At 44.6% G+C, this 20,037-nt stretch carries 14 protein-coding genes; 9 read left to right on the top strand and 5 right to left on the bottom strand.

Going from position 1 to position 20,037, the window contains the following annotated elements:
* The first annotated feature begins 17 nt into the window (after window positions 1–17).
* From BM265_RS00910 to BM265_RS00895, 4 genes are all read left to right on the top strand, one after another.
* On the top strand, window positions 18–608 hold the full coding sequence (locus BM265_RS00910) for an MptD family putative ECF transporter S component (RefSeq protein ID WP_074959605.1): 591 nt from the start codon (window positions 18–20) through the stop codon (window positions 606–608).
* Window positions 608–1,309 (top strand): energy-coupling factor transporter transmembrane component T, encoded by a 702-nt coding sequence (locus tag BM265_RS00905; RefSeq protein ID WP_074959604.1) that lies wholly within the window; start codon window positions 608–610, stop codon window positions 1,307–1,309. Before BM265_RS00910 ends, BM265_RS00905 begins: the two co-directional genes overlap by 1 nt.
* Window positions 1,306–2,796: an ABC transporter ATP-binding protein gene (locus BM265_RS00900; RefSeq protein WP_074959603.1), complete on the top strand. Its 1,491-nt coding sequence runs from the start codon at window positions 1,306–1,308 to the stop codon at window positions 2,794–2,796. The genes BM265_RS00905 and BM265_RS00900 overlap by 4 nt, the downstream gene beginning before the upstream one ends.
* A 127-nt stretch (window positions 2,797–2,923) precedes the next feature.
* The gene (locus BM265_RS00895) at window positions 2,924–3,214 is read left to right on the top strand and encodes a hypothetical protein (protein ID WP_074959602.1); all 291 of its coding nucleotides are present in this window, start codon (window positions 2,924–2,926) and stop codon (window positions 3,212–3,214) included.
* A 25-nt stretch (window positions 3,215–3,239) separates the two neighbouring features.
* Here the strand turns inward: BM265_RS00895 and BM265_RS00890 are convergent, their stop codons facing one another.
* Window positions 3,240–5,393: a fibronectin type III domain-containing protein gene (locus BM265_RS00890; protein WP_074959601.1), complete on the bottom strand. Its 2,154-nt coding sequence runs from the start codon at window positions 5,391–5,393 to the stop codon at window positions 3,240–3,242.
* A 923-nt stretch (window positions 5,394–6,316) separates the two neighbouring features.
* On the opposite strand from BM265_RS00890, the gene BM265_RS00885 reads away from it, so the two are divergent.
* From BM265_RS00885 to BM265_RS00870, 4 genes are all read left to right on the top strand, one after another.
* Window positions 6,317–7,174: an S-layer homology domain-containing protein gene (locus BM265_RS00885; RefSeq protein ID WP_207646938.1), complete on the top strand. Its 858-nt coding sequence runs from the start codon at window positions 6,317–6,319 to the stop codon at window positions 7,172–7,174.
* 304 nt (window positions 7,175–7,478) lie between these two features.
* Window positions 7,479–9,809: a fibronectin type III domain-containing protein gene (locus BM265_RS00880; RefSeq protein WP_074959599.1), complete on the top strand. Its 2,331-nt coding sequence runs from the start codon at window positions 7,479–7,481 to the stop codon at window positions 9,807–9,809.
* Window positions 9,810–10,208: 399 nt separating this feature from the next.
* Complete coding sequence (locus BM265_RS00875; RefSeq protein WP_074959598.1) at window positions 10,209–12,839, top strand: leucine-rich repeat protein; 2,631 nt, start codon at window positions 10,209–10,211, stop codon at window positions 12,837–12,839.
* 43 nt (window positions 12,840–12,882) lie between these two features.
* Window positions 12,883–14,007: a DUF6892 domain-containing protein gene (locus BM265_RS00870; RefSeq protein WP_074959597.1), complete on the top strand. Its 1,125-nt coding sequence runs from the start codon at window positions 12,883–12,885 to the stop codon at window positions 14,005–14,007.
* Window positions 14,008–14,087: 80 nt separating this feature from the next.
* Here BM265_RS00870 and BM265_RS00865 read toward each other — a convergent pair whose 3' ends face one another.
* Window positions 14,088–14,414, bottom strand: a complete 327-nt coding sequence (locus BM265_RS00865; RefSeq protein WP_074959596.1) for a hypothetical protein — start codon at window positions 14,412–14,414, stop codon at window positions 14,088–14,090.
* 475 nt (window positions 14,415–14,889) lie between these two features.
* On the opposite strand from BM265_RS00865, the gene BM265_RS00860 reads away from it, so the two are divergent.
* The gene (locus tag BM265_RS00860) at window positions 14,890–15,723 is read left to right on the top strand and encodes a VanW family protein (RefSeq protein ID WP_074959595.1); all 834 of its coding nucleotides are present in this window, start codon (window positions 14,890–14,892) and stop codon (window positions 15,721–15,723) included.
* 95 nt (window positions 15,724–15,818) lie between these two features.
* Here the strand turns inward: BM265_RS00860 and BM265_RS00855 are convergent, their stop codons facing one another.
* The 3 genes from BM265_RS00855 to BM265_RS00845 are packed head-to-tail and all read right to left on the bottom strand — an operon-like array spanning window position 15,819 to window position 20,025.
* On the bottom strand, window positions 15,819–17,003 hold the full coding sequence (locus tag BM265_RS00855; protein WP_074959594.1) for an LL-diaminopimelate aminotransferase: 1,185 nt from the start codon (window positions 17,001–17,003) through the stop codon (window positions 15,819–15,821).
* Window positions 17,004–17,008: 5 nt separating this feature from the next.
* Window positions 17,009–18,424, bottom strand: coding sequence for an amidophosphoribosyltransferase (gene purF, locus BM265_RS00850; RefSeq protein ID WP_074959593.1), 1,416 nt, complete (start codon window positions 18,422–18,424; stop codon window positions 17,009–17,011).
* The gene (locus tag BM265_RS00845) at window positions 18,421–20,025 is read right to left on the bottom strand and encodes a CTP synthase (RefSeq protein WP_074959592.1); all 1,605 of its coding nucleotides are present in this window, start codon (window positions 20,023–20,025) and stop codon (window positions 18,421–18,423) included. The genes purF and BM265_RS00845 overlap by 4 nt, the downstream gene beginning before the upstream one ends.
* Window positions 20,026–20,037: the final 12 nt, after the last annotated feature.

Raw genomic sequence — 20,037 nt, 5'->3', positions numbered from 1 at the left:
ATAAGGAGAGTTAAAAAATGAATGATAAGAAATTACAGGCAAAAGATTTTATCACGATAGGCATTTTCACGGCGCTTTTGTTCGTTGTAGAGTTTGCCTGCGGAATATTGGGATTTATCCACCCCTACATAGTGGCGTCTTATGTAGTACTGATACCGATAGTCGGTTCTATCCCGATGATGCTGTTTTATACGAAGATAGAAAAATTCGGTATGCTGACCATAATGTCCGTGCTGGTCGCGATCATCATGTTCGTTACGGGTATGGGATATCTTGGTGCACCGTTTATCATTGCCGCCGGTGTCATAGCCGATCTGATCGCAAGATCGGGCAGATATAAGAGCTTTAAGAAGACAATCATCAGCTATGGTGTTTTCTGCCTGTGGATATGTGCGAATTATTTCCCCGTAGTTATCACAGCAAATTCTTACAGAAAAAATCTGATCGAAGGTGGCTACTCAGCAGAGTACTGTGATAACCTGTTCCGAGCTATCAACTCAAAAACCATCGCAGTACTGCTTATACTTTGCTTTGTTTTCGGCTGTGTGGGGGCTTATGTGGGCAAGGCTGTTGTAAAGAAGCATTTTGAGAAAGCAGGTATCGTGTAATGTCCTTAAAACTCGATCCCAGAACAAAGCTGTACATGATATTCGTGGTGTCAGCGGTGGTTATGATGAGTGCCACAACGCCATTTCTGTGGGCGGTTCGGATATCCATGACCATGATACCGATACTTTTGCTTATCATTGAAAAGCATTATGCGGCGGCATTTCGGTTCCTGATACTGTATGCGGCAGCCCTGATAGTTTCATTCCGATTCCTTTCTGAAAACTCAAAGGGGTTTCTGTCGGCGTTCCTTGTGGGGTATTGCAGTATCATCGTGCAGTTCATGCCTGCGATGATAACTGCGTGGTATGTGGTGAGGACTACAAAGATTGGCGAATTTGTCTGCGCAATGCAGAAAATGCACATCCCCGACGGTATCACTATCTCACTTGCGGTAGTCATGAGATTTTTCCCCACCATAAAAGAAGAATACACCGCAATCCGTGATGCCATGAAAATGCGGGGTATCATGTTGGGCGGAGGAGATGCCGCTGGTATTATAGAATACCGGATGATACCGTTGTTGTTTTCCTGTGTGAATATCGGAGATGAATTATCCGCAGCCGCTGTGACAAGGGGCTTAGGAGGAAAGGTAAAAAGAACCAGTGTGCAGGTGCTGAAAATGAGCGTGGCAGACTATCTGCTGATGCTTTTGTTCACGGCAGCACTTGCCGTTTTTGTGGTTTTTAAGTATATCAAATGATGCAGACGATAGCGAAGATAGATAACGTCACGCACAAGTACAAGGGTGCAGCTGAGAACTCGCTTGACGGCGTTTCTCTGACGATACATAAGGGCGAAACAATTCTTTTATGCGGTGCATCGGGCTCCGGAAAGACTTCTGTGATACGGCTGCTGAACGGACTTATCCCGCATTACTATCATGGCGATATGACGGGTTATGTCACGGTGAACGGGCATGATATCGCTAAAACTCAGCTCTATGAGCTTGCGGGTATCGTGGGTACAGTCTTTCAGAATCCGAGAAGCCAGTTCTTTTCGGTTGATACCGACGGTGAGATCGTGTTCGGTCCCGAAAACATCGGGCTTGAACCCAAAGAGATCAACGCAAGAAAAGAGATCATAGCAGAACAGATGAAGCTGGACAAACTGCTTGGCAGAAGCCTTTTTGAATTATCAGGCGGCGAAAAACAGCGGATAGCCTGTGCTTCGGTGGCAGCGCTTCTGCCCGAGATCATATTGCTGGACGAGCCTTCATCGAACCTGGATATGCAGGCAGTATCAATGCTGCATGACATAATCTGTGAATGGAAAAAGCAGGGCAAGACCATAATCATTTCCGAACACAGGCTCTGGTATCTGAAAGACATAGCAGACCGTGTGATCTATATGGACAAAGGCAGGATCGTCCGTGAGTGGTCGGGCAATGATTTCGCAGAGCTTTCGGAAGAAGAAACAAAGCAGATGAAGCTTCGCCCGACGAACATAAACGAGCGTTATCTTGCACTGCTTTCGGGCAATGATGAATCGGGCTCCAGGCATACAGATGTTTCCGACGGGATAATTCTCAGGGAATTTTATTTTTCCTATAATCACAAGCCCTGTCTTCTGCGAAGAAAGATATTTACAGCCGCTGACGGTGATGACCTCAGCTTGTGTATCCCGAAACTTACTATTCCCAAAGGAAAAGTGACCGCAGTTATCGGCAGCAACGGCACTGGAAAATCAACATTTCTCCGATGTATCTGCGGGCTGGAAAAGGACTGCACGGGCGTTATCATATCAAAGGGGAAGGAATACAGAAAACGTCAGCGCATCGGCTTTTCCTACATGGTCATGCAGGATGTGAACCACCAGCTATTCACCGACAGTGTGGAAAAAGAGGTGCTGCTTTCGATGAAAGAAAAAGACATAATCAGGTGCCATGAGATACTCGATACCCTCGGCTTGCTGGAATATAAGGGCACTCACCCAATGGCTCTTTCCGGCGGACAGAAACAGCGTGTGGCAATAGCATCTGCAATTGCAGCAGGCGCAGAGCTATTGCTGTTTGACGAGCCGACCTCCGGACTGGATTATGCCCACATGGAAAAGGTAGGAGAACTTCTGCGGCAGCTTGCGGATTCGGGCAGTACAGTGCTTGTTTCAACTCACGATCCCGAATTTATAGAGCTGTGCTGTGATCACACACTTCGGATAAAAAAAGGCAGGGTGGATTCATTGGATTGACTGTTATCATGTTATATATGGTGCTTCTGTTATGACACGTTCTAAAGTATTTTTCGGTAAGTCGTTTCCTCTGCAAATGCTGAGATAGTGTGCTGATAAATAGATTTACAAGGGCTCTGTACCACAAATGGTAAACAGCTTCATCGAAGAACACAACCGACTTTTAAGCCTGTGGGAACAGGTGAAGGATTATTATACTCTCTCCGATAAGGGTGAGCTTTCAGAAAGCGAAAAGCTGATGTTGTCGATTTGCAAACGTGCGATGACGGACAATGGCATATATACTCGTGCAGATTTTGACCAACTGAAAGAACGAACCGGAATGATCAACAGAAAGATAAGCAATATGAGTAACAGGGCTGTTTCACCAAGCACCAATACAAAACCTCCCACAGCTTTTACACTGCGGGAGGTCTAGAAAAAACTGTTATAATTTCAAAAAACTACTTGACAGTAATGCTGAACGCTCTGCTGCTGATATCAACGGTATCCCATTTGCCGCCGACCTTTGCGCATATGACCATCTTGTAGGTCTGACCGGGTCTGAGCTTGGGCGAGGTAAAGCTTGTTGTACCCGCTGGGATATCCTGATTGACTACAATCCATTTGCCCGAGGCGAATACAGCCACGCCGTAGTTCTGAGCACCCTTGACATTTGTCCAGTTCAGCCTGAACTGGTGGTATTCCTCGTTGTATTCGATGGAAGTTACCGAAGGGAATCTCGTTTCGGTATCCTTTGGAGCAACAATGACAGCGTTTGAAACATCCTGTACCCAATTGCCCGATAACATCGTTACCACAGCCACCTTGTACTTTTTACCTTCTTTAAGGTTTCTGAGTTCATAGGTATTATCGGTGCAGGTATCAAAGAGCTTCCATTTGCCGTTCACGTATCCCGCGATACCGTATTTTTCCGCACTGCCGACTTTATCCCAGCTGAGCTTTACAGCGTTGTAGCCCTGTTCATATGATATCTTGGGGGCAGTGTAAACGAGCTTGGGTATGGTAACTTCCTTGGTGTCATTATAGGTCTTATTGTTGAAAGTAACAGTCGCTTTGTATATGGTTTTCCCCTCGGAGGTATAGGTCGGATCAATGGTTTCCGTTTTTATCAGAGCATTAGAACTGCTTACCTTTCCGCATTCAGCACAGGTGGAGGATATCGTCGCCCGCGAATAGTCCTTGCTCCAGTTCCATGTGGGTTCTACGAAGCTGTGACCCTTTGCCTTGACTACGGTAGCCGAAAGCAGTATCTCTTTGGTACCCTTATCATCAGTGTAGTATTTTCCATCGGAACAGATGTAGTATTCGATGTTGCCCTTTTTTGTGCAGGTGGGCTCGACTGCTGCTACCTTTGTATATGTATGATGAACGGTAACGGGTACGCTTATACCCTTAATTGTAAGATAATGCTCGGTATCATTCGGAGTGAATATCGCCTTGAAGTTTTTTGTGCCAATGTCGCCAACGCTAAGGTTGCTGTCTTCCCAGCTCCATGTGCCGTTATCTGCTTCGGGAAGCTTGACATCGGCAAGCGTGCTGCCGAAAGGCACATTGACATTATCAGGGATGTTGTATACGGGACGCTCCTTTATGCAGAAAGTTTTAGTTACAGTGCCGTAAAAATCGCCTATGCCGTTTATATGCATCGTAGCAGTGCCGACATCGATGTTGTTTTCGTAGGAAACGGTATAATCAACATTTTCTTTCAGTCCCCTTGTGCCGAAGTTTATCTCGTGCTTAGGCCTTATGATCCTGCGTGTGAATTGCTGATCAAGGATATCTGCTATATCTGCCTTATCAATAGCTTCAGCACCGAGCTTGCGGATGCCTGTAATGTATTTTTCATCACCTGTTTCATAATACTCATGATCATTGTCAAGCTTAAATTTCAGATTGCTCAGTCTGCTGTTCTCGGTATAATATCCGCCTAACAGATAATAATTACCTGAAACGTTCCTGTAGAACGGACCGTCACTATCATCGTTGAGAAGATCGTAATATCCGCCCCTGACATAAACATATGCACTGACCGTATTTGTTCTGGTGATATCATATCCGCTTATATATGTTCCGCTGAGAAGCTCGACAGTTCCTCTGCTTATCATTATCAGGCGAACGATATTTTTATTGACAGCAGTGAGCCCGCCGCCGTGTCCGCTGTCAAGGAACGTGATATGACAATCGTTGTGATCTATATATAGATAGTTCTGTATCTTACTTGAACCTTGACCGTCAAAATTTATCGTATTGCCGTTGAAGTCTACAGTAAATGTTTTGCCGTTATTTATCGTGACTTTAGAAGAGATGGTGAACGAATCGGTCAGCATGATAGTATCGCCGTCATTGACTTTATTTACAGCACTAAGAAATTCGTCAAGATTTGATGCATCATAAACCGATGTAGTGTAGATCGGATCGCCTAATTCGGGCATATCAACTATTACGATATCGTTATCGGTCTCATTGTCTGCATAAGCTGTTATCGCGTTTATGCCGTAAAAGCCTTTCAGAACTCTTCCTGATGGAACAGCACCCGCAGCGCAAAGCAGTGCCAGCATACCTGCAAATGTGCGTTTTGTGATATTATGGGTCATAAAGATCCTCCTCCTGTTGATCAATGATATGTTTGATTCCAGATACATCCGTCGGATTTCATACAAAAATTATTATATCATGATTTGATTCAAATATCAAGAAAATTTAAATATTCATGAATGCCTTCTTTCGATTTCGTGAAATATAACAAATAGCATTAATGATTAAACCACATTTGATACAAACAAATATCATAATACAGCTGTTTGGGCTTTTACCGATACATAGCAGCTGATTACAAATGCTTTTCAAAATCCGCTTAAAATTTCTGACTGCTCTATTATTTGCTCTAATAATAATAGTATGTTGAAGAATTAAAGCGGTTTATTACAATATAAATGGTAGTATGTTACAATTTTACATCATCCTTTCGTTTTAGTAAAACAAATAAAAAAGCGGTGAGAGCAGTCCGTTGGTATGACTATATGTGTGCTGACGGGCTGTCTATTTTACATTTAAACTGCTGTTGCTACAGTTCAAAATTAAAGATAGATAGCGGAGAATTTGGCTCACCGCCTTTTGGATATACCTTTGACATCAAAGATAACTACTACTCCAAAGCGAATCGACCAAGCTCTGTTCGGTGGCGACTTCTCCTATAAAAACGAGATTTGAGTAACAACTCCCTTATAGTTGCTTCCTTTCATAACTCTGAGGGGAAATCAACGCTGATCGTGGTAAACAACGTTTAACTACCGAAATACAGTAAAAAGCACAGCTGAAAACCACTAAGCCAGCACCATTAATATATTGCTAATGTTTATTATTTTTTGATATATGTTTAAAGATATTTAAATACATTGACAAATTGTATTTGCTTTGATATTATATACTTGGTAAAATGTCTATAATTTACCATATTTTTTTTGAAAAGGAATGATTAAAAATGAAGAAAGTTTTCAAGCGGTTCGCTTCTTTCGCAATGGCATTAACTATTGCAGGATCTGGAGCGGTAATAACAGGGACTTTTTCACCGAATTCTGTCGGGATAATGACAGCACAAGCATCTGTAATTGAAGGGAAAGCGGTTTCTGACTATTCTCTTTATACAGGAGGAGTTAATACTGACCTTACGATCAAAAGGAAGCCTGATAACAAGTCTGCGAGTATGGGAGTTTTAAAAAAAGGTACACCTGTTGTAATATACGAAGTTAACAATGGCTTTGGCAGAATAGATAAAGGCTGGATCCAACTTCGTTATGTAACTGTTGACCTGAATACTGTTTTTAAAGATATTAAAAATATCAAAAATATAAAAGCTGTAGAGTTTGTATTCAAAAATCAGTTCATGGTTGGAAAACCGTCAAATGATTCTAAAAAGAATACTTTCGCACCAAAAGAGACCATAAAACGATCTGACATTGTTTCTGTAATTTACAATATGGCAGGAAAACCATACACTCATTATGAGAGGATATTTAAAGATGTGACTTTTGATAAACCGTGTAAATATGCTGTAACATGGGCATATAGAAACGATATTGTAGCGGGGTATGCAAACGGTAATTTTGGCATCAATGACGATGTTACGATCGAACAAGTAGCACAAATGCTTTTCAAGTATGCAAAGCTATGCGGATATGACACATCATTCACCAAAGGTGAATCATCAAAGTATAAGCAGAGTGACTGGGCAAAAAAATCAGGTGCTGTTGACTGGGCTGTTCATCAGAAAATATTAACAAAAGCTAACACTAACTCCTCATATAATGCTACCCAAAAAGCAAGTCGCGAGCTGTGTGCAGACATGGTTAAAAATTTAATGGAGAATCATTTATAAGGATCAATAAGAATTAAAAGCGAACCGCCCTGCTTTGCACATAAAGTACAAAGCGGGGCAGTTTAGTTTGGCTCTCCGCGTTTTTTCTGCACGAAGCTCGTCATATTCGCTAAATTCCAAATAATGTAATCCGCAGTTTTTTACAAAATTTATGTATAAGATATCTAAAATGTCTGAATCACTTGATAAAAATAAATGAATACGATATAATAATTAACGTTAAGTTAAATCATTGACCTTTTTCCTCGGATAATACAGAGTATCCAGTGGAAAATCTTTTTTCGTAAAGAGGAGGAAAGCAAAAATGAGAGTACACAATACCGGAAAACGTTTTGCTGCCGGAGTACTGGCAATTACCCTTGTAGGGGGCGCTGTGCCCGCAAACATCGGGGTATTTGACCTGTCAGGCAGTACTGTTGTTGTGGCAAGCGCAGAAGAGTCGGAACAGAACATTTCCAAAGCAACCATAACAATGAAAGCACACTCACCCAAAGTCCTTTCAGTAGAGCTTGACGGAACTATACTTCAGAAAAACATCGATTACACCGTTTCTTATACCCAAAAGGATACCGACGGAAATACCATTGAGTTTTCCGAGCCCCCTAAAGCGGCAGGCAACTATCAAGCTGTCATCACCGGTATCGGCGATTATCAAGGGGTTGTATACAGAGCCTTTGATATCGTAGGAAGCGGTTACGAGGGTATTTCGATTATCGACGGCGGTCAGGGTACCCATACACCTTCAAATGAACATCTCTGGCTGATATTCGACAAAAACAAAAACACCAAGTGGTGCAGCAGAGTAATAAGCGCAGGCGAATATGCAAACAGAGACAGTGACTGGCTGCTGTTTGAAGCAGATACACCTTTTGCAATTCATAACTATGTTCTGACTACCGCAAATGATACTTCAAGATACACGGGCAGAAACTGGAAAAGCTGGCGTATCTACGGAAGCAACAGCGCTGCGGCAGCGGAATACTCCCCTACTTATACCGACCATAAAGTAACAGATATTGACGAAGATATCTGGTCACTGGTACATCAGGTAACAGACGATACTGTTTTAGAACCTGTGAATTTCACCGAATTTCCGTATGCTGTCCCTCATAACAAGTGCAAGTATAAGTATTATCTGCTTATTCTTGATGATATCGTTGATTCATATGATAATATCGCGCAGATGTCCGAAATAGAGTTCAATGCCGATCTGCCTGTAACAGTTACTCATGTTGATGCTGTACCCGTGGGCTGTCTTAACGAAGGCAACATCGAATGCTGGTACGATGAGTACAACGATAAGTATTATCTCGATGAAGAAGCAACAAAAGAGATAACCGAGGAAGAAGTCATTATCCCCACCATAGGCAGACATACATACGGTGAACCCGAATGGAACTGGGACGAGAAAACCCAAACCGTTACTGCCACATTCACCTGCGAAGCCTGCGGCGAAAAGCACACTGTTGATGCAGAGATACAGCGCAGTTCTATCGCGGCGACCTGCACCACACCCGCATATACCAGCTACACCGCTGTCGTTGAATTTGAAGGTGAAACATACAGGTCTAAACCAAAAATTTATAAGGGTGCAGGCGCTCTTGGTCACAGCTACGGCAGACCCGAGTGGAAGTACGACGAAAAGAATCACACCGTGACGGCAACTTTTAAGTGTGAACGCTGCACAGATGTGCAAACCATTGATGCGACCATCACTTCAAAGACTACCAGCCCGACTTATATCAAAGATGGTAAGATAGTTTATACCGCTGCCGTAAAGTTTAACGGTCAGACCTACACCACAAATAAGACAGTGATTTTAGACAAGCTCACCTACACTCCTCCAACGATCACCTACCTGAAGGGTGAGGGCGCTGTAAAGCTCCAGTGGACTGATATTAAGGGTGCTGAAAAGTACGGTGTTGCAGGCTTTATAAACGGCAAATGGAGAATGATCGATGAGGGCGAGGGTACATCCTATATACTAAAAGACCTTCAGGCTGGCAAGGAATACAAAGTATGTGTAGCCACAAAACTTAACGGCGAATGGTTCACCGATCCGTCCAATGCTATCACAGTAACTCCAAAGCCCAAGGCTGTAAAGGACAATCCCGCTGTTACCTATGCAAAGGGCAATAACGCTGTCAAGCTCAGCTGGGATACTGTTGACGGCGCCGAAAAGTACGCAGTTGCAGGATATGTAAACGGCAGATGGCAGATACTGGCTGAGGGAATCGGTACTTCATATGTGCTGAGAGACCTCAAGGCAGGATTCCAGTACAAGGTAGCAGTATCCGCAATGTTCAACGGCAATTGGAACACAGATTTCAGTAATGCCATAACTGTGACCCCAAATGCAGCTGCCACTTCTCCATATCCCAAATTCGAGACACAGGTTAAGGACAACAGGATAGGCTTCAAATGGGAAGCAGTTCCAGATGCCGAGCAGTATGCGATAGCGGTATACCGTGCAGGCAGATGGGTCCCCATGAAGCAGTTTGACAGCAGCGTTCACACATGGACAACACCCCAGGTCAAAAGCGGTACATACACGGCTGTTGTAATAGCTAAAATAAACGGCGAATGGGTAACAGCTCATGCTTCCTCAAACGCTGTTACTATCAAGGTATTCTGATACCGGCTGATAATAATTTATCAGAATATTACAGAAACAACAAAGCGGCAGGGACAACAGTCCTTTGCCGCTTTATTCTAATTTTGTTGACATAGCTTTTCAAATATCTTCTATATGGTTATCCCGCTGACCACCTGACTTATAGTAAACAAAGTAATAAAATAATGTCAGCAATATTTATCCCTGTCGATCAGCATTTTAAGTGGTGTGCTAAAGGGATCGTCAGAATTTTCTATTATGATTTTAAACTCATTTCTTTTGGTAGGGTATGCACTAAACCTCTGATATATCTTTGTTAAGCTTTGCCCTTGTTTATTTGAGGTTTTCGTGGTATAATACATTGTTGTGGCGGGCTTAGATATGCCACATTACATATTTAACGAATAAGAGGTCGATCTCATGAAAAAACAACTTATCTGCGGACTTGCAGCGACAGTGCTCACTACATCCGGCGGCGGAACAGCACTCGGAAATGCAGTTGAAATGAATTTTGAGATTTCGGCAAGTGCAGCTCAAAATCTTGCATTCGGGGATTTCAGGTATGTAAACAGCGATACAGGTGTTACGATAACAAAGTATGTCGGCGAGAATAATAAAGTCATTATCCCTGATACTATCGACGGAAAACCTGTTACGGCCATCGGTGACAATGCGTTCAATTCGTGCTTTGATATTAAAAGTGTAACTATACCGAACAGTGTTACAAGCATCGGAAACGACGCATTTAACTCTTGCTGGGGTCTTACAAGCATAAACATCCCGTACGGTGTCACAAGCATCGGAGATTATGCGTTTGTAGATTGCGCCCTGACAAGCATAAACCTTCCCGACAGTGTTACGAGCATTGGAGATTATGCATTTTCATCATGTTCAAAACTGACAAGTATAGATATCCCGCGCAACGTTTCGAGCTTTGGAAAGAATGTATTCGCTGTATTCGTTGATGGCTCCAATCTTAAAAGTATAAACGTTGATCCCGCCAACAGCTACTATACCTCAGTAGACGGTGTTATGTATAACAAGGATATGACAGAACTCGTGGCTTTCCCGAATGGTAAAACAAGCATAGTGCTCCCTGACACTGTTAAGGGTATAGACGAAGCCACTTTTCAGTACTGTAGAAATCTGGAAAGCGCGATCATTCCGGGCAGCGTTAAAAGTATAGGTAAAGAAGCTTTTTCCGAGTGCAGTAAACTTAAAACTGTAACTATCCGTAACGGCGTTAAGAGTATAGGAAAATCCGCTTTTGAAGGCTGTGAAAAGCTCGAAAGCGTGTCTATCCCTGACAGCGTTGAGAGCATTGGCGATAATGCGTTTTATGACTGCAAGGCTATGACAAGAGCGATTCTCCCGAAGAGCAATATAAGTATCGGTAAATACGCTGTCGGTTACTACTACTATGAAAACTGGGATAATCCATATGCTGACAATTCCGAGACCCGTTTGCTCCAGAACTTCAAGATATACTGCTACGAAGGCACAAACGGCGAACAGTACGCGAAAGACAACAAGATCGCCTACGAACTGATCGAATCTGCAACCCCTGTCGTTACATACACCCCTGGCAAAGGCTGTGTTACCCTCAACTGGGAAGCAGTCGCAGGCGCGGAAAAGTACGCTGTCGGGATCAAAATAAACGGCAGATGGACTGCCATAGAAAAAACATACGACACTTCATATGTGCTGAAAGGTCTGAAAGCAGGCGTTAAATACAACGTTGCGGTCATTGCGATGCTTAACGGCGAGTGGTACACCAATTTAAAGGGCGCGATAACCGTTACCCCAAATGAGCCAGTTTACAACTACCCTACAGTAACAGATATCGAATACAATGAGCAGTTCCACCAGTTCAGACTGACCTGGACCGCAGTTGAAGGTGCGACAGAGTACGGCATTGCATTGAAAATCGCGGGCAAGTGGAAAATTCAGGCTTATACCGACAAGACCACATACACTTCACCCAAACTCAAACCCGGCAGCGTTGCCGAAGTTGTGATCTGTGCCAAGGTAGACGACGAATGGGATACAAGAAATATCGACAGCAGGGCTTTCAAGATCACAGTGAGTGAAAAAAAGACCGTAGACAGCGGAACTTGCGGCAAGGACGTGACATGGACGCTTGACGATGAGGGTACGCTTACTTTCAGCGGCACGGGAACTATATCGCGTTCCACGTATATTGATAAAGATGTAAAAAAAGTCATCATCGGTGATGGTATAACAAGCATCGGCGGCGGTGCTTTCTCCGACTGCAAAAACCTTTCAAGCATCAATATCCCGGACAGTGTTAAGATCATCGGCAGTTACGCTTTTACCGGATGTACAAGTCTTAAAACCGTAACTATCCCCGAGACTGTTACGTTCATCGGCTATAAGACCTTTGGTTACATGGATGACAATTACTTGTATGGAGAAGGGATCTACGGCTTCAATATCCGTTGTTATAAAGGCACTGCCGCTGAGGACTATGCTTACGATAATGGAATCCCCTACACACTTCTTAATGATAAATTACCTGATTTTACAGCCGTTCCGGGCAAATATAGTGCAACACTCAACTGGGGAGCGGTCAAAAACGCAGAGAAGTATGCTGTTGCAGTCGAGGTGGACGGAAACTGGACTCTTGTACAGAAGACAACAGACACTACATACACGCTGAAGGGTTTGAAGCCGGGTACAAATTATAAAGTAGCGGTCATAGCAATGTTCGGCGGCGAATGGAACTATGATTTCTACAATGCGAGATGTATTACCACGAATGCCGATCCTACAGTACCAGATGTTGAATACAACGAGGAATTCCACCAGTTCAGACTGACATGGAAAAAGGTCGAGGGCGCTGAGAAATACGGCATTGCCGTAAGAACTGCGGGTAAGTGGAAAATTCAGGCCTGCACTGATAAGACAGTCTTCACTTCTCAAAAACTTAACCCCGGAAGCACCTTAGAAATTGTCATCTGCGCCCGTGTCAACGGCGAATGGGATACAAGCGATATAAACAGCAAAGCTTTCGAGGTCACTGTAAAATAACAGAATATCATAAAACAGTCTGCTTTTGCAAAAGGAGAAAATCATGGATTATAAAGTATTGGATGATTTTGAAAAAGTTAGTGATGTAAGTCCTGAAACTATCAAAAAGTATGAGGATTTGCTTCCCGCTGAATGGATCGGGTTTTGGAAAGAGTATGGATACGGTTCCTTCATGAACGGTTATTTAAGGGTGATCGACCCTGATGAATACAAGGATTTTTATAATGAAAGCGTTTTAAAGCTCTACAAGGAGGAAGCTATACCGGTCATGGTAACAGCCTTTGGAGATATTATCGCTTTTAAGATCAGTTTTAAAAATGATGAAAAAAAGTGGAGTCTGGAGTGTGCGTATTACAGATATGTACGTTCAACATTTTTTCTGCCATCGGTAGAACACTTCTTTGAGGGACTTTGCACTCCCGAGGTTTTTGGTTTTGAAGAGAATTTTACATTTATAAAGTATGCCGAGGCGGTAGAGAAACTCGGAAAACTAAAATACGATCAGTGTTTCGGATACGAGCCGATATTAACGAAGCGAAGCAAAGAAAAGCTGACTGATCTTCGTATTGTGGATACAAAGGCTTACTTAAAAGCAGCATTTGTACAGAATAGTAGAATCGAAGATCTTATGCTGGATGGAAAAGTCATAGATGTCTCATATTCCGCGAAAAAAGAAAAGAAGCCCAAAAGGGTGATCGCAGACAACCCATATGAACTAAAGCCCATCAATGAACCTGCACTTAAATTTGATAATTTCAATTTCAAATTATGTATCATACAGGTGCTTATGTATGAGAAGAAGCTTCTGAAACCTGTATTTGATATATATGAGTTTTCCAAGTGTTATCCGCCGCGGGAGATCAATATAGATGAAGAAGGTTATGACCCGATCAAACCTGCCATTGAATATTTTAAGAGACTTGAGATACCGACCTCTCTTGCTGATGAGATCAAAGAGATAATCATGGATGGCGGCAATGATATCTATGGTCAGATAATTCCGTTCTGGGACGGAGAGGATGAATATTTTGACCTGAAAAGAGTATCGGATGCAGAACTATCTCAGTTTCCGAACCTGAAGCACATGGTACTTATTAACAGCCCTGAAAATCTTGGCAAAACGCTGTTAAATAGACTGAAAAAACATGGAATCGAAGTAAATGAATGATAAGCGGATAACTGCTTTTTCCTTAGCAGTTATACAAAATAATACGGCAGGGATGAACAGCTTCCCTGCCGTGTTTTTATTCAAGTTAGATCTTTGCCGCTTTCAGTGGCATCCTTAGTGATATGCCAGGTATCGTCGGTAAAGGATAAATGCAGTATACGCCTTTCGCCGTTATTATCGATGATGACCACCGCGCCTTTCACATTTTTGTCTTTATCGGCTGTACTCACAGAAGATGACCGTTCATCGTACTGCATATCGATTTTTATGATCCTGCATTTTGGGTATTTACTTTCGATAATGTCAGTCATCATTCTTCCCCTGCGGTCTTTGTTCGGTTTAAACAGCCGAATCAGGATGATGAACGGAAGCAGAAGTATCAGAAATAAAAGGTTGAGTTTATTCATGTTTTTCCTCCCTGCATAGTTTATTATCTTGTCTAAAATAGTATAGCATACTTTCGTACAGAAAGCAAGAATGGATTCTTTTCACTCAGATTTTGATCGACAATCTGTTCCGATCATGGTAAGATTTAGTTTGTAAAGCAAATAATTTAGCTGATGATCAGACTACTGCATCCAGGCTTCCAAATTTGAATTCTTTCAGATTATTTTATCCATCTCCACCCCCAACATATAAAAAACGTCTCTCTTCGGAGGGACGTTTTTTTAATTGTGTCATGCGTAACACAAAGGATAAAGCTTAATATACACATATGAGTATTCTCTCCAAACGCCGTCGCAGACCGAATGCAATTCACATAAAGTTATTTTTAAATTAACACAACGTTTGTAACTTTCCGGTGATTTGCTCGTCTAATATAGTGTATGATAGCAGAGCACATGGTTGATAACTATTTATTTGAAAGTGAAGGTAATAAAAATGAAGAGAAAACTATTCTGTGAAATTTCCCCACTAACTTACGCATTGTCAGTCAAAAAGTGCGAAGCCCTCAGGTTTTTGCACGATATCAAGGACAAGCACACATTCGCACGCACATTCTCCGAAGACAAACTTGAATACCTGATCTACAAGCACAACTCCCTTATCCGCAGAAGACTTGGCAACGTTGATATGCATCTTCAGGAAAACAAGGCTGTTAACCTTTCCCTTGCCGCACCCAAGATAAACACCGTGCTTATCCGCCCCGGTGAGACTTTCTCATTCTGGAACCTTGTGGGCAGTCTCACGGTGAAGAAAGGCTACCGCGAGGGTCTGACCATATTCTCCGACCACCCGTCATCGGGTCTCGGCGGCGGCATGTGCCAGATGACTAACCTTATCCACTGGATGATACTCCATTCCGAGCTCACCATCACCGAGCACCACCACCATGACCAGATAGACCTCTTCCCCGATTTCAACAGGACCATACCCTTCGGCACTGGCACTTCCATAATGTATAATTACCTGGATTACCGCTTCCGCAACGATACCGATAATACATACCAGCTTATCATCTACACCACCGATGAATACCTCTGCGGCGAGCTGAGAGCCGAGAAAAGGCAGTCCTACAAGTTCCATATCCAGGCTGAGAACGTGTACTTCTCCCGCGAAGACGGCATAGTATACCGCAACGGCGATGTTTACCGCGACAAGATAGACCGCCGCACAGGCGAGCACGTTTCAAGAGAACTGATAAGACACAACCACGCAAGGGTGTGCTATGATACCTCAGACCTGACAATAGTCGAGGAAAAGAACGCAGGCTGAAAAAGCAGCAATATACCTATAAAGCAAAAGACAGATATCCCGCAGGATACCTGTCTTTCTTTATATAATATCATCAGGTGAGGAAATCAAACCAATCAGCCGAGAAGTTCCAGCAGCTTTTCAGCCGCTTTCTCGGTGTCCTCGGGGCTGCCGAAGGTGGAGAATCTCAGATAACCCTCGCCGCACTTGCCGAAGCCCTCGCCGGGGGTACCGACTATCTGTGCTTCGTTCAGCAGCTTGTCAAAGAACTCCCAAGAACCCATGCCATTGGGGCACTCCATCCAGATGTAAGGCGCGTTCTTGCCGCCTGTGTACCAGATGCCCAGCTTGTCAAGAGCCTTCATCAGGGTGCGGGCATTGTTCTTGTATACGTTGATGTTCGCGTGTATCTGCTGCTGTCCCTCAGGGGTGAATACCTCGCAGGCAGCGCGCTGTATAATGTAAGATACACCGTTGGTCTTGGTGGTGCGGTTGCGTACCCACATATCATTGAAGTTCATGCCGTTGCGCACAAGGTCCTTGGGTATAACAGTGTAGCCCAGACGTGTACCTGTGAATCCAGCAGTCTTTGAAAGTGAGCATATCTCAATTGCGCAGGTGCGTGCACCCTCGATCTCGAATATGGAATGAGGCAGACCCTCTTCCTCGATAAAGGATTCATAAGCCGCATCGAACAGTATAACAGAACCGTGAGCATTAGCCCAGTCCACCCAGACCTTCAGCTGTTCCTTGCTGAATACAGCACCTGTGGGGTTGTTGGGTGAGCAAAGGTATATCAGCTCAGCCGATGTATCATCATCGGGCAGGGGCAGAAAACCATTTTCTCTGGAAGAAGGCAGATGAACTATCTCTCTGCCCCCCATGATGTTTGCATCAACATATGCAGGGTATGCAGGCTCGATTATCAGCGAACGGTTTGAACGGTCAAAGATATCAAGGATATCACCCAGTTCGTCCGATGCACCCGAGGATACGAATACCTCGTCATCTTCCAGGGCTACTCCCCTGCCGCGGTAATAATCAGCGATAGCCTTTCTCAGGAAAGGCGCACCGCACTCGGGCATATAGCCGTTGAAAGTCTTGGCATCAGCCTGATCGTCAGCCGCCTTGTGCAGACCCTTGATAACAGCGTCGCAAAGTGGCAGAGAAACATCGCCTATGCCCAGACGAAGGATATGCTCATCGGGGTGTGCAGCCTGATAAGCCTTAACTTTCTGACCTATGTTATAAAAAAGGTACGAAGCCTTTAAATGGGAATAATTCATGTTAGGTGTAAGCATTTTTATCACTCCTGTATCTTCATTTCGTATTTATCCTTGTGTGCTTTTTCGGGAACGGGTGTGGGATAGTTTCCGTTGAAGCAAGCCTTGCAGCAGCCCGCACCCAGATTCAGCTTGTCCAGCGCTTCCATGGGCAGATATCCCAGACTGTCAGCGCCCATCTCAGCCGCTATCTCTTCGGGGGTACGGCGTGCCGCTATAAGGTTCTCCTCCGAATCTATATCAGTGCCGTAGTAGCATGGGTGCAGAAAAGCAGGTGCAGATACGCGGAAATGTATCTCCTTTGCTCCCGCCTCTCGGAGAAGTGCAACTATCCTGCCCCCCGTAGTGCCGCGTACTATGGAATCGTCCACCAGCACAACGCGCTTGCCCTTTACAGTCTCTTCTACAGCCGAAAGCTTTATGCGCACCTTGTCCACACGACTCTCCTGTGTTGGGGATATGAACGTCCTTGCAACATACTTGTTCTTGATAAGCCCTATGCCGTAGGGTATACCCGACTTCTGTGAGAATCCCAGCGCCGCATCAAGTCCCGAATCAGGCACTCCTATTACGATATCTGCGTCCACAGGACAGCTCTCAGCCAGTATATGTCCTGCTCTCAGCCTTGCGGAATGTACCGATACACCGTCGATAACGGAATCGGGACGAGCAAAGTATATGTACTCGAATATGCATATGCTCTTGGGCTTTTTGACGCAGTGTGAACGGTCTGAACGCACACCGTCCTTGGAGAATATCAGCATCTCTCCCGCTTCGATATCACGGACGAACTTCGCACCCACCGCAGTGAGCGCACAGCTCTCCGATGCCACCACATAGGTGCCGTCAGGCATCTGTCCGAAGCACAAGGGTCTGAAACCGAAGGGGTCACGGCAGGCAATGAGTTTTGTGGGGCTCATCACCACAAGGGAATAAGCGCCTTCGATTATGTCCATTGCGGAAAGCACTGCTTCCTCGATAGAGCCTCTGATAAGACGCTGCTTTGTTATTATGTAGGCGATGGTCTCAGTATCGGAGGTGGTATGGAATATAGCCCCCGAAAGCTCCAGCTCGCTTCTCAGCTCTCCCGCATTGGAAAGATTTCCGTTGTGAGCCAGCGCCATGCGCCCTTTCATGTGGTTGACAACTATTGGCTGACAGTTGCGCCTTTCGTTGCCGCCTGTGGTAGAATATCTTACGTGTCCCACAGCCATATTGCCCTGTGGCATTTCTGCCAGTACACGGTGGGTGAATACCTCACCTGCAAGCCCCACATCTTTGTGGGCGGTGATGACACCGTCCTCACAAACTGCGATGCCGCAGCCCTCCTGACCTCTGTGCTGCAAAGCGTAAAGACCGTAGTATACTATCTCGGCAAGATGGGATTTCTGCGGGGAGTATAAGCCGAATACCCCGCACTCCTCATGCAGACCGCTCATTTGCCGCTCCTCTCTGCCGCTGCTGAAACGAAGCCCATAAACAGCGGATGAGGACGGTTAGGACGGCTCTTGAACTCAGGGTGGAACTGTACGCCCACATAGAAATCACGTTCAGTGAGCTCAACAGTTTCCACAAGTCTGCCGTCAGGTGACATACCGCTGAGGGTAAGACCCGCATTTGACAGTGTATCGCGATAATCGTTGTTGAATTCGTATCTGTGGCGGTGACGTTCGCTTATCTCATTCTTGCCGTAGCATCTCTCCATGGTTGTTCCCTGAGAGATAACACATGGGTAAGCACCCAGACGAAGCGTGCCGCCCTTGTCGATGCTGTCGCTCTGACCGGGCATAAAGTCGATGACCTTGTGCTTGCATACCTCGTTGAATTCGCCCGAATCAGCATCGCTGATTCCGCATACATTTCTGGCATATTCGATAACAGCTATCTGCATACCAAGGCATATACCGAAAAACGGGATATTGTTCTCTCGTGCGTACTTGACAGCCTGTATCATGCCCTCAATACCTCTTCCGCCGAAGCCTCCGGGGACTATGATACCGTTAACGCCTGCAAGGGACTCGCCGATATTCTCAGCCGTGAGCTTTTCCGAATCCACCCAACTGATATCAACGTGTGTACCGATGGAATATCTTTCTTGGCGAAGTGCCTCAGCCACCGAGAGATAAGCATCGTGAAGCTCGGTGTACTTACCTACCAAAGCTATCTTTGTAGTGGTATCAGCAGACTTTATCCTCTCCACCATCTCGCACCATTCATCAAGATGCGGGCGGGGAGCAGTTATTCCCAGCCTGTCACAGACAACATCGGAGAATTTAGCTTTCTCCAGCATCAGCGGAGCTTCATAAAGATCAGGCAGTGTGATGTTCTCGATAACGCACTCGGGGCGAACGTTGCAGAAAAGTGCTATCTTCTGGAAGATAGATGGCTCCAGAGGTCTGTCACAGCGCAGTACGATGATATCTGGATTAATGCCCATGCCCTGAAGTTCCTTTACGGAATGCTGTGTAGGCTTTGACTTGTGCTCGTCCGAACCGCTCAGGAAAGGAACCAGTGTAACATGGATAAACAGAGCGTTCTCTCTGCCCACTTCAAGGGATATCTGCCTTACAGCTTCAATAAAAGGCTGAGATTCGATATCGCCGATAGTACCGCCTATCTCGGTGATGATAACATCAGCATCGGTCTTCTTGCCCACAGAGTATACGAATTCCTTGATCTCATTGGTGATATGAGGTATCACCTGCACCGTTGAACCCAGATATTCACCTCTGCGCTCCTTGTTAAGAACATTCCAGTATACCTTACCCGTGGTCAGATTTGAATACTTGTTCAGATCCTCGTCGATGAAACGTTCATAGTGTCCAAGGTCCAGATCGGTCTCGGCACCGTCCTCGGTAACATATACCTCACCGTGCTGATAAGGGCTCATGGTACCGGGGTCTACATTTATATATGGGTCGAGCTTCTGTGCAGCCACAGTCAGCCCGCGGGATTTTAGCAATCTACCTAGAGAAGCCGCGGTAATACCCTTACCAAGTCCCGAAACGACTCCTCCCGTAACAAAAATATATTTTCTCATCAGGCTGTCCTC

The sequence above is a fragment of the Hominimerdicola alba genome, assembly GCF_900112155.1.
GTDB classification, from domain to species: Bacteria; Bacillota; Clostridia; order Oscillospirales; family Ruminococcaceae; genus Hominimerdicola; species Hominimerdicola alba_D.
This window is presented reverse-complemented; position numbering and strand designations above follow the sequence as displayed.

Coding starts and splice junctions, on each gene's coding strand:
- BM265_RS00910 (WP_074959605.1), top strand. CDS start 18: ATGAATGATAAGAAATTACAGGCAAAAGATTTTATCACGATAGGCATT.
- BM265_RS00905 (WP_074959604.1), top strand. CDS start 608: ATGTCCTTAAAACTCGATCCCAGAACAAAGCTGTACATGATATTCGTG.
- BM265_RS00900 (WP_074959603.1), top strand. CDS start 1,306: ATGATGCAGACGATAGCGAAGATAGATAACGTCACGCACAAGTACAAG.
- BM265_RS00895 (WP_074959602.1), top strand. CDS start 2,924: ATGGTAAACAGCTTCATCGAAGAACACAACCGACTTTTAAGCCTGTGG.
- BM265_RS00890 (WP_074959601.1), bottom strand. CDS start 5,393: ATGACCCATAATATCACAAAACGCACATTTGCAGGTATGCTGGCACTG.
- BM265_RS00885 (WP_207646938.1), top strand. CDS start 6,317: ATGGCATTAACTATTGCAGGATCTGGAGCGGTAATAACAGGGACTTTT.
- BM265_RS00880 (WP_074959599.1), top strand. CDS start 7,479: ATGAGAGTACACAATACCGGAAAACGTTTTGCTGCCGGAGTACTGGCA.
- BM265_RS00875 (WP_074959598.1), top strand. CDS start 10,209: ATGAAAAAACAACTTATCTGCGGACTTGCAGCGACAGTGCTCACTACA.
- BM265_RS00870 (WP_074959597.1), top strand. CDS start 12,883: ATGGATTATAAAGTATTGGATGATTTTGAAAAAGTTAGTGATGTAAGT.
- BM265_RS00865 (WP_074959596.1), bottom strand. CDS start 14,414: ATGAATAAACTCAACCTTTTATTTCTGATACTTCTGCTTCCGTTCATC.
- BM265_RS00860 (WP_074959595.1), top strand. CDS start 14,890: ATGAAGAGAAAACTATTCTGTGAAATTTCCCCACTAACTTACGCATTG.
- BM265_RS00855 (WP_074959594.1), bottom strand. CDS start 17,003: ATGCTTACACCTAACATGAATTATTCCCATTTAAAGGCTTCGTACCTT.
- purF (WP_074959593.1), bottom strand. CDS start 18,424: ATGAGCGGTCTGCATGAGGAGTGCGGGGTATTCGGCTTATACTCCCCG.
- BM265_RS00845 (WP_074959592.1), bottom strand. CDS start 20,025: ATGAGAAAATATATTTTTGTTACGGGAGGAGTCGTTTCGGGACTTGGT.